The following is a 10,020-nucleotide window of genomic DNA, read 5'->3' as shown; positions in this document are numbered from 1 at the left end:
CCCGCGCTGGTCGCTCGAGGAGGCGGTGCGCCGGACGATGGATTGGCACCGCCGCCTCGGCGACGGCGCGGACGCGCGGGCGCTTTGCCGAGAGGATGCGCGCGCTTTCGAGGATGCGGCATGAGCCGTTTCATCGTCGAGGAGCTGATGCCGCGCGGCCCGGTGCGCGTCACGCGCCGAGAAATCGGCGACGCGCGCGGCAGCTTCACCCGGCTGTTCTGCCAGGAGGAACTGGGCGACGCCGGCTGGTCCGGCACGGTCGCCCAGGCGAATCTCAGCGTCACGGCGCAGCGCGGGACGGTGCGGGGCATGCACTTCCAGCATCCGCCGCATGCCGAGACCAAGCTCGTGATTTGCCTCGCCGGCGCCATTTGGGACGTGGCAGTGGACGTGCGCGCCGGATCGGCCACGCGGCTCGGTCATGTCGCAGCGGAGCTGTCGGCGGACAATAGCGCCGCGCTGCTGATCCCGCCGGGCTTCGCGCACGGTTTCCAGACGCTTACCGACGATGTCCAACTGCTCTATTTCCACTCGGCAGCCCATGCGCCTGGCGCCGAGGACGGCGTCGATCCGTTCGACCCTGCGCTGGATCTCACCTGGCCATTGCCGCCCACCGTCGTTTCCGAGCGCGATTGCGGATGGGCTCCCATCACTCCGGCGTTCCAGGGAGTTGCTCCGTGAAGTGCCGTCACTGCGCGAGCGAGCTGACTCTGCGCGTCCTCGATCTCGGCACATCGCCGCCGTCCAACGCCTATCTGGATGCCGACGCGCTCGACGCCCCGGAGGCCTATTTCCCTCTCCGCCTCATGCTGTGCGAGACGTGCTGGCTGGTGCAGACGGAAGATTTCGCGGGGCGCGAGGCCTTATTTGCGGACGATTACGCGTATTTCAGTGCCTTTTCGACGTCCTGGCTCGACCATTCGCGCCGCTATGTCGAGGCGATGATCGCACGGTTCGGGCTCCACGGCGGGTCAATGGTCGTGGAAGTCGCAGCCAACGACGGTTACCTTCTTCAATATGTGCGCGAGGCGGGCATCCCCTGCTTCGGAATCGAGCCGACCGCAAGCACGGCCGCTGCAGCACGCCAACGCGGGATCGAGATCGTCGAGCGATTCTTCGGTGTCGCGCTCGCCGCGGAGCTCGCGGGCGCCGGGCGGCACGCGGATGTCATTGCGGCCAACAACGTCCTGGCTCATGTGCCGGACATCAACGATTTCGTCGACGGCTTCGCCCGTCTGCTCAAGCCCGGCGGCGTGGCCACCTTCGAGTTCCCGCACCTGTGCGAGCTGGTTGCCAACACGCAGTTCGACACGGTGTATCACGAGCATTACTCCTATCTCTCGTTGACCGCGGTGGAGCGGATATTCGCGGCAAACGGCCTGTCGGTGTTCGACGTCGAGCATTTGCCGACCCATGGCGGGAGCCTGCGCGTTTACGCGCAGCGCGCCGGCGGTCCGCACCCCGTCGAGGCGAGCGTTGCGGCATTGCTCGCCGAGGAGCAGGGGCTCGGAGTGGCAACGCCACAATATTATGCCGCTCTCCAGTCGGGCTCGGAGCGTATCAGGAACGACTTGCTGCGCATGCTGATCGATGCCCGGCGCGATGGCCTCGCAGTCGCCGCTTACGGGGCTGCGGCGAAAGGCAACACGCTGATGAACTTCGCGGGCGTGCGACCGGACCTGGTGCGCTACGTCGTCGATCGGAACCCTGCGAAGGCGGGCCGCTTCATGCCGGGCAGCCGCATCCCGATCGTCGGGGAGGAGACGCTTCGGAACGATCGCCCGGACATCATCCTGATCCTGCCGTGGAACTTGCGGGACGAGTTGGCAGGCCAGCTCGCCTACGCACGCGAGTGGGGTGCGCGCTTCGCCGTCGCAGTGCCGCAGCTTCAAATCGCGTGAGCCGTGTCCTCGTTACCGGCGGCGGCGGCTTCATCGGCCGTTCGCTCGTCCCGCAGTTGCTGGCAGCCGGCCACGAGGTCCATGTCATCGGCCGCTCGCCGGTTGCCGGCGCGATCCACCACGGTGCGGATCTTCTGGCGCCAGGTGCCGCCGAAGCGGTGCGTGCGATCGGCGCTATGCACCTCATTCATTGCGCCTGGTACGCAATTCCCGGCCGCTACTGGACCGCACCCGAGAACCTCGATTGGGTGGCAGCTTCGCTCGCGATCGCGAGGGGCTTCGCCGAAGGCGGCGGAAAGCGTCTGATCGGCATCGGAAGCTGTGCCGAGTATCGCTGGGGCGACGACCCGCTCGACGAAGCGCGCACGCCGATCGCGCCGAGCACGCTCTACGGCACGGCCAAGGGTTCGCTCGGCATGTTGCTGACGAGCGCCGCGCCGGCGCTCGGGCTTTCGGTCGCCTGGGCACGGCTGTTCTTCCCGTATGGCCCAAGCGAGCGTTCCGAGCGCCTCCTGGGCACGCTGCTCCATGCACTCGCTTCCGGGGGCCGCGCTTCCTTTGGAACTGGGCTTCAATCGCGCGACTTCATCCATGTCGACGACGCCGCTTCCGCGCTTGTCGCATTGCTCGGCTCTGAAGTGGCGGGCGCAATCAACGTCGGCACCGGCGAGGCAACCGAGGTGCGACGTTTCGTCGGCATCGCAGCAGACGCGGCCAGGATGACCGAACGCGTCGATCTCGGCGCGCTCGAGCCGGGCATGGATGAGGCGCCGGTCGTACGCGCATCGATCGAGCGGCTTACCACAGAGCTCGGCTGGCGCCCCCGATTCACCATCGAAACGGGGATCCAAGATGCCGTGCAACGATTCCGGGAGACCCTCGCGTGACCCGGTGCAATCGGCTGCTTGACGGGAGCATGTCCTTTCCTCCCCGGTAGCTATTGTCCCGGCACCTCGTTTTTGTAGAGTGCGCCGCGAGAGGGGAACGATCCGCGTGGCCAGCCTGGAGCTTAAGGGGGTCCGGAAATCCTTCGGCTCCACGCTTATTCTCGAGGACGTTTCGCTGACGCTCGATGCGCGCGAGTTCGTCGCCTTCCTCGGACCGTCGGGATCGGGCAAGTCGACATTGTTGCGGATCATCGCCGGGCTGGAGACGGCGGACGCCGGCGAGGTCTGGCTGGAAAGCTTTCGTATCGATCCGCTTCCGCCGGGCGAGCGCGGCGTCGCGATGGTGTTCCAGCACTACGCGCTCTACCCGCACATGAGCGTGCGCGAAAACATGGCGTTCGGGCTTCGCAACGCACGCGTCCCGAAAGACGAGATCGAGCGCCGGATCGCGGACGCGGCGCGCGTGCTCGAGATCGAGCCTTTGCTCGACCGCAAGCCCGGCGAAATGTCGGGCGGGCAGCGTCAGCGGGTCGCGATCGGACGCGCGCTGGTCAAGGAGCCCAAGCTGTTCCTGCTCGACGAGCCTTTGTCGAACCTCGACGCGGCGCTGCGGCTGCGCACGCGTGTTGAGCTCGCGCAATTGAAGCAGCGGGTGGACGCCGCCGTGATCATGGTGACTCACGATCAGGCCGAAGCGATGACTCTGGCCGATCGCATCGTCGTCATCAACGACCGCACGATCCAGCAGGTCGGCCCGCCGATGGAAATCTACAACCGGCCCGCCAATGTCTTCGTCGCGCAGTTCGTCGGCTCGCCGGCGATGACGCTCGTGCCCGCACAGCTGGCCGAAAACGGCGACTATGCGACGCTGAAGATTGGCGACGGGACCGTGGTCGAAACGCGGGTGCCCCGCGATCGATTGCCGCCGTCGGCCCACTTCAGGCTGGGCCTTCGCCCCGAAGCGGTGCGCGTCGTCGGCAGCGGCGAAGCCACCAGCAAGGCGAAGGTCGAGCTGGTCGAACGACTCGGCGAGCGCACCCTCGTTTACGCACGGCTTGGCGACGGGCAGCCGATCACCGCGGAAGACCAGCGCGACAGCCGGCTGAAGATCGGCGACGAGATTGCGCTCAGAATCGACGGCGCCGCGGCGCACGTGTTCGATGCCGATGGCGCCGGCTACCATAGGACCGGCGCATGACGAGCGCTCGGGACTGGCGCGGGCTGCTGTTCGTCGCGCCGTTCCTGCTTCTCTATTCGGTCATCCTGATCTTCCCACTGCTGCGGGGCGTGTGGCTCAGCTTCAACCAGGTCGACCTGTTCGGGGACGGCCATTTCGTGGGGCTGGGCAATTACGCGCGGCTGCTCAATGATCCGATATTCGGCACCTCGCTGATCAACACGTTCGAAGTCACGCTGATGATTGTCCCGGCGCTCACGATCATCGCGCTGGGCCTTGCGATGGCGCTCAATCGCGGAAGCAGGAACGCCGCGATCTTTCGCGGGATTTTCTTCTCCTCAGCGGTGCTGTCGGTGACGATCGTCACCCTGATCTGGCGCTTTGTCCTTGCGCCGGACGCGGGGCTGCTCGGCGAATTGTGGAAAGCGTTCGGCTGGCAGCCGCTGCCATTCCTAAGCGACGAGAATCTCGTGCTCCCCGCGCTTGCGATCACCACCATCTGGTGGTCGGTCGGCTTCCCGATGCTGCTGTTCCTCGCCGGCCTGCAGCAGATTCCCGGGGACATGTACGAAGCCGCCGCGCTCGACAATGCATCGCGCTGGACGACCTTCTCCCGCATTACATTGCCGTCGCTGCGGCGCACAGTGGTGCTGGTCGTGATGCTGCAGACAGCCGCGCAGCTGCAGCTGTTCGGCCAGTCGCAATTGCTCACCGCCGGCGGGCCGAGCGGCGCCTCGCGAACCGCGGTGCTGTTCCTGTTCGAAACCGCGTTCGGCCGCTGGGAGCTCGGCTATGCGAGCGCCGCGGCGGAACTGCTTTTCCTGATCATTCTCGCGGTCACCATCACCCAATATTGGGCGACCGGCAGGGCAACGGCGGCGCAAGGTGGCCGCTGACTTCCGCCGCGGCCGTTTGACTCCGCTTGGTTGGGCCGCGCTGGTGATCGGTGCCGCGCTCATGCTCGCGCCCCTGACCTGGGCCGTGTTGCTGTCGCTCAAGGACAATGCAGCGCTCGTGGGCCATAGCGAGGCCGCGCTGCACGGACCCTATACGCTCGACAATTATGTCGCCATTTTCGGCAACAGCCTGACGACGCGCTGGCTGCTCAACAGCACCATCGTCGCGCTCGGGCAGACTGCGGGCGTGCTAATCCTCGCCAGCCTCGCCGGCTACGGTTTTGCGCGTCTCGACTTTCCGTTCCGCCGAACCCTTTTCGTCATCGTCCTGATCGGCCTCGCGGTGCCGAGCCAGGCAGTGATCCTTCCGCAGCACGAGTTGTTCGCCTGGCTGCATCTGCACAACAGCTATCCCGGGCTGATCCTGCCGGGCCTGATCGCACCGTTCGGCGTGTTCTTCATGACTACCTACATGCGCGGCATCCCGCGCGAGCTCGACGAAGCGGCGATGCTCGACGGCGCGTCGCGCTGGACGACCTTCTGGAAAGTGATTCTGCCGCTCACCGTCCCAGCGCAGTCGACGCTGGCGGTGTTCACCTTCCTGGGCGCGTGGAACGACTACTGGTGGCCGCTGATCAGTGCCACGCGCAGCGACATGTACACACTGACCGTCGGGCTCGCGGCTGCGCAGATGAACTATGCACAAACCAGCGGGCTCGGTTATCTGATGGCGCAGGCGGTGTTCGCGTCGATTCCGATCTTCATCGTCTACATCATCTTCCAGAAGCAGATCGTGCGCGCGATGGCCGGGACGGCGGTATGACGAAGCGCGCGCTCGCCGCGTTGCTGGCGCTGCTCGCGCTCGGCAGCTGCGCGAAGAGCGACCACAAGACGCATCTCTACCTCCAGCGCTTCTTCGGTGAATGCGGCGCGGAATATGGCGGCACCACCGATGTCGCAAAAGCGGAGGGCGAGTGCGGGATCATCACCACCCTGGTCAACCGCTTCAACGCCGACAATCCGGACATCCGGATCGACGTGAACGTCGTCGCGTGGCCCGGCTACCCGCAGCTGACCGCGCAGGTCGCCGCGCGCGATCCGCCGGACCTTGTGACGATGCACGAAGGCGTGATCAGCGATTATGCGTCGAAAGGGCTGGTCGAACCGGTCGACGACTATCTGCGCACGGCGGGAATTTCACCGACCGATTTCACCGATGCGGCGCGGCAGGGCGTGACGATGTATGGGCACGTGTACGGCCTGCCGTGGGACACGCACGGGGGCCTGTTCCACGTCAATACGGCGCTGTTCGCGAAGGCGGGTCTGATGCGCGGCGGGAAGCCGGTACTCCCGGACACGTGGGACGAATTGTTCGCGCAGGCGAGGCAGTTCGAGCAACGCACCGGCGAGCCCTATCTCATCCAGAGCAACGTCGGCGATCCGGCGTTCGCGGCGCGCAACCTCTATACCTACATGATGGCGAAGGGCGCGGTTCTGTTCCCGGACCGGAAGCACATCCGGCTCAACACACCGGTCGGGGTGCAGGTCGCCAAATACTTCCGCCGAATCAACGCGGAAAAGCTCGGCACCCAGAACATGGACACGCCTGCGGCGATCGCGGCGTTTGTCAGCGGGCGCGGCGGAATCTACCCGACCGGCACGTGGATGATCGGCTCGTTCGAGACGGAAGCGGAAACGCCCGGGCGACCGCTGTACAAGAGCTATGCCGTCTTTCCCTATCCGCGCCTGTGGGGCGAACATGTCGAATATGTGAGCGGCCACAGCTGGGTGGTCCCCGCGCGCGAGCGCACGCCGCAGCAACGCGAAGCGATCGCGCGCTTTTTCAAGTTCATGGCGGCGCACAATTTCGACTGGACGCGAACGGGTCATCTGCCGGCGTTCAAGGCGGTGCTCGGCGAGCCGCGCTTCAAAGCGCTTCCGCACCGTGCGGACATCGCGCCGCTCGCGACCATCGGTCGTCCCTTGCCCAGTTACGTGCTTCGGCAGAATGCAATCGAGGGAATTGTCGGCGAGGAAGCGGCCGCAGCATTCACCGGACAAAAGACGGTGCCGCAAGCGCTTGAATCGGCCGAGCGCCGCGTGAACATCTTGCTCGCACAGATCGACTGATTGATCTCAATCGGTGTTGCAGCATTGCAGCTTGTCTCGCTGCGAAGCTGTGTCATACAACGGCCCAACAGTTTGTTCGTCGATGTTGCATGAGGGGGGCTCGGGTGATGCGGCGCTTGAACACTTTGCTGTGGTCGACAACCGCGATTACGGCGGCTCTGGTAATTGCATCGCCCGCCGCGGCGCAGGACCAGGCGCCCCTGCCTCCCGATCCGAACGCGACGGCTCAGCAGAGCCCCGCTGATCCAGCACAAAATGCTGATGCGCCGCAGACCGGCGAGAATGCAATCGTCGTCACGGGCCTTCGCCGGTCCATGCAGTCGGCGCGGAACATCAAGCGCAACAGCGACCAGATCGTCGACGCCATCGTCGCCGAGGATATCGGCAAGCTGCCCGACATCACCGTTTCCGACAGCGCCGCGCGTATTCCCGGTATCCAGGTCGAACGTGAGCACGGCGAAGCGGGCCGCGTCCTGGTGCGCGGTCTCGACAACACCTTCTACACGACCACCTATGATGGCCGCGAGCTTTTCACGGCAGAGACTCGATCGGTTGCATTGCAGGACTTCCCCGCAGGAGCGGTGGCGGCGATCGAAGCTTTCAAGACGTCGACCGCCAACCTGGTGGAACCCGGAATTTCCGGCCTGATCAACGTGCGCTCGCGGCGGCCGTTCGACTTCAGCGGCCTGGAGGTTTCCGGATCCTTGTGGGTCATGCGGCCCAATCAATCGCGCGACGCATCCGTCAACGGCAACCTCTTGCTCAGCAACCGCTGGACCATGGGCGAGGGCGAGTTCGGTGCGCTGGTCAACTTCTCCTACACGCGCCTCAACTACCAGGATTCGGTCCGCAGGCACGGCTTCTTCATTGCCAATTACGGTCCGACCGGCGCCTTCCGCACGCCAGACTGGCCCGAAATCCACTACAATCAGGGTGAACGCTGGCGGCCATCGGTCAATGGCGCGCTGCAGTATCGCAACGGCGACCTCGAGCTTTACGCCGAGGGGCTGTGGCAGGGCTATCGCGAGCGCGTCAACGACGCAATGTGGGCGCAGCCGATCTGGGGCGGCACTCCGTCCGATCTCGTGTTCCGCGACGGCAGCAATGAAATCGTCAGCGGACACGTCGACCGTCCAGGCAATCCTTACGAGACCTGGGGTTTCAAGGGCGCCACGCACCGCGAGACGAACACCTATCAGTTCGCAGTCGGCGGCAGCTATGACGCGGGACCGTTGCGGATCAGCGGCGACCTCGCGCACACGTACAGCCACTTCCAGCTCCGCACCGAGAGCGTCGATTTCGAACTCAACAACAACGACTATTCGGTCGACTGGTACACGGGATTTCCGGGCAGCGACAAAGGTCCGACCTTCCAGGTTTCGGGCATCGATCCGACCGATCCAGCGAACTACGACTATCGCGGCTTCTTCGAGGATTACGCCGACCCCAAGGGCAAGGATTGGCAGGCGCGGCTCGACTTCGAATACGACCCGCACATCAACCTCATTCCGAAGATCCAGTGGGGCGTGCGCTACGTCGACCGGCGTGCCTCGGACGAGGCGGGATCGTTCTACTGGAATCTGACCGCCCGCAATTGCTGCGGGAGCATGAACGCGACGCATACGCCGATCCCGATCAGCGCCGTTCCGCTCGATTATGAGCTGCTGCACACCGCATTCCGGGGGGACGACAACAAGCCGTTCCCGATCACGTGGTTCGCCCCGACCTACAACAGCGTGTGGGACAACCTGGTCGCGCTTCGCCAGTTCAACATCGACCTGACCGGGCAGGGATCGGTCGACGGGCCGCCGGTCGATCCTGGCCGCAGCTTCGACATCGCGGAAAAATCGCTTGCCGGCTATGCCCAGGCGAATTTCCGATTCGAGGCGGGCCCAACGGAAGTCGACGGCATCGTCGGCTTGCGAGCAGTACGGACCAAGGACGACGTCAGCGGCTTCGCCCGGGTCCCCGGCGGCGTGAACCCTGTCGATTTCAAGAACTCTTACACGGACTGGCTGCCCAACGCGAACCTGAACGTGAGCTTCTCGCCCGCTTGGAAGCTGCGCATGGCGGTGACCAAGACGCGCACGAAGCCCACCTTCCAGCAGCTCAATCCAGGTCTCTCGCTCGGTACACCGGTCGGTTGCGGCGGCGGTTCCACGATCTGCCAGATCAGCGGCAGCGGGGGCAACCCGTTCCTGAAGCCCTTCACCTCGTGGAACTACGACGCGAGCCTCGAATATTACTTCTCGCGTACCGGCTTCGCTTCGATCGCCGGCTTCCATCGCGACATCAAGGGCTTCATCGCCAATCAGACGTTCGAGTTTCCAGAACCCGATCCAGCCACCGGAGCAACGCTGCTGATCACCGGCCCGGTGAACACCCGCACGGGCAAGATCAACGGGTTCGAGGGACAGGTCCGCACCTTCTTCGACTGGGATTTCGTGCCGCTGTGGGCGCGTTCGTTCGGCATCGATGCCAACGTCACGTACATCAGGGCGAAGGCCAAGTTCCTGCTGTTCCCGGATTTCGGCGCAAACCCGCCGATACAGGGCATCACGATCACGGCCCCGCTGCCGGGCGTTTCGAATTGGTCGTACAATTTGACCGGCATGTACGAACGCGGCCCGCTCTCGCTTCGCCTGTCCTACAACTGGCGCGGGAAATATCCGGAAGGCGATCTCGCCGAACGGAACGACGGTGGGCTGTTCTACACGTTGCAGGGGCGCGCCCACCCGTCTCCGCGCCTGGACCTGTCCGCCAGCTACAACGTCAGCGACAGGTTCACCGTCTTCTTCGACTGGACGAACATCCTCAAGAAGCCGTTCACTTCGGACATCGTCCGCAAGAATTACGGCTTCCGTCCGCTCACCGGGGCAAGTGGGGAGCCGGAAGTGTTCCCGATGGTCACCCGCTTCGAAGAGACGATCCTTTCGGCCGGCGTCCGGTTCAACTTCGGGGGCAGCAGGCCGCCGGCGCCAGCGGCGCCGGTTTTCGTGCCGCCGCCGCCACCGGCCGTCGTGCCGCCG

The 10,020-nt window shown here is 65.0% G+C and carries 8 protein-coding genes; all 8 read left to right on the top strand.

Going from position 1 to position 10,020, the window contains the following annotated elements:
- Positions 1-120: 120 nt before the first annotated feature.
- A complete protein-coding gene (locus GH737_RS10190; protein ID WP_155264716.1) occupies positions 121-681 on the top strand; it encodes a dTDP-4-dehydrorhamnose 3,5-epimerase family protein in 561 nt (186 codons plus the stop codon).
- Complete coding sequence (locus GH737_RS10185; protein WP_155264715.1) at positions 678-1,901, top strand: class I SAM-dependent methyltransferase; 1,224 nt, start codon at positions 678-680, stop codon at positions 1,899-1,901. Before GH737_RS10190 ends, GH737_RS10185 begins: the two co-directional genes overlap by 4 nt.
- Positions 1,898-2,788: an NAD-dependent epimerase/dehydratase family protein gene (locus GH737_RS10180; RefSeq protein ID WP_196233095.1), complete on the top strand. Its 891-nt coding sequence runs from the start codon at positions 1,898-1,900 to the stop codon at positions 2,786-2,788. Before GH737_RS10185 ends, GH737_RS10180 begins: the two co-directional genes overlap by 4 nt.
- Before the next feature lie 106 nt (positions 2,789-2,894).
- Positions 2,895-3,986 (top strand): ABC transporter ATP-binding protein, encoded by a 1,092-nt coding sequence (locus GH737_RS10175; RefSeq protein ID WP_155264713.1) that lies wholly within the window; start codon positions 2,895-2,897, stop codon positions 3,984-3,986.
- Positions 3,983-4,861, top strand: coding sequence for a carbohydrate ABC transporter permease (locus GH737_RS10170; protein WP_155264712.1), 879 nt, complete (start codon positions 3,983-3,985; stop codon positions 4,859-4,861). Before GH737_RS10175 ends, GH737_RS10170 begins: the two co-directional genes overlap by 4 nt.
- A complete protein-coding gene (locus GH737_RS10165; RefSeq protein ID WP_230558755.1) occupies positions 4,851-5,684 on the top strand; it encodes a carbohydrate ABC transporter permease in 834 nt (277 codons plus the stop codon). The genes GH737_RS10170 and GH737_RS10165 overlap by 11 nt, the downstream gene beginning before the upstream one ends.
- Entirely contained in the window at positions 5,681-6,991 is a 1,311-nt protein-coding gene (locus GH737_RS10160; RefSeq protein ID WP_155264711.1) for an extracellular solute-binding protein, read from the top strand. Before GH737_RS10165 ends, GH737_RS10160 begins: the two co-directional genes overlap by 4 nt.
- Positions 6,992-7,098: 107 nt before the next feature.
- On the top strand, positions 7,099-10,020 hold a 2,922-nt coding region (locus GH737_RS10155), incomplete at its 3' end, for a TonB-dependent receptor (protein ID WP_196233094.1).

It is taken from the genome of Sphingomonas segetis, assembly GCF_009720245.1.
GTDB lineage: Bacteria > Pseudomonadota > Alphaproteobacteria > Sphingomonadales > Sphingomonadaceae > Sphingomicrobium > Sphingomicrobium segetis.
Note: the sequence above shows the minus strand (reverse complement) of the source record. Positions and strands in the feature narration are given on the sequence as shown.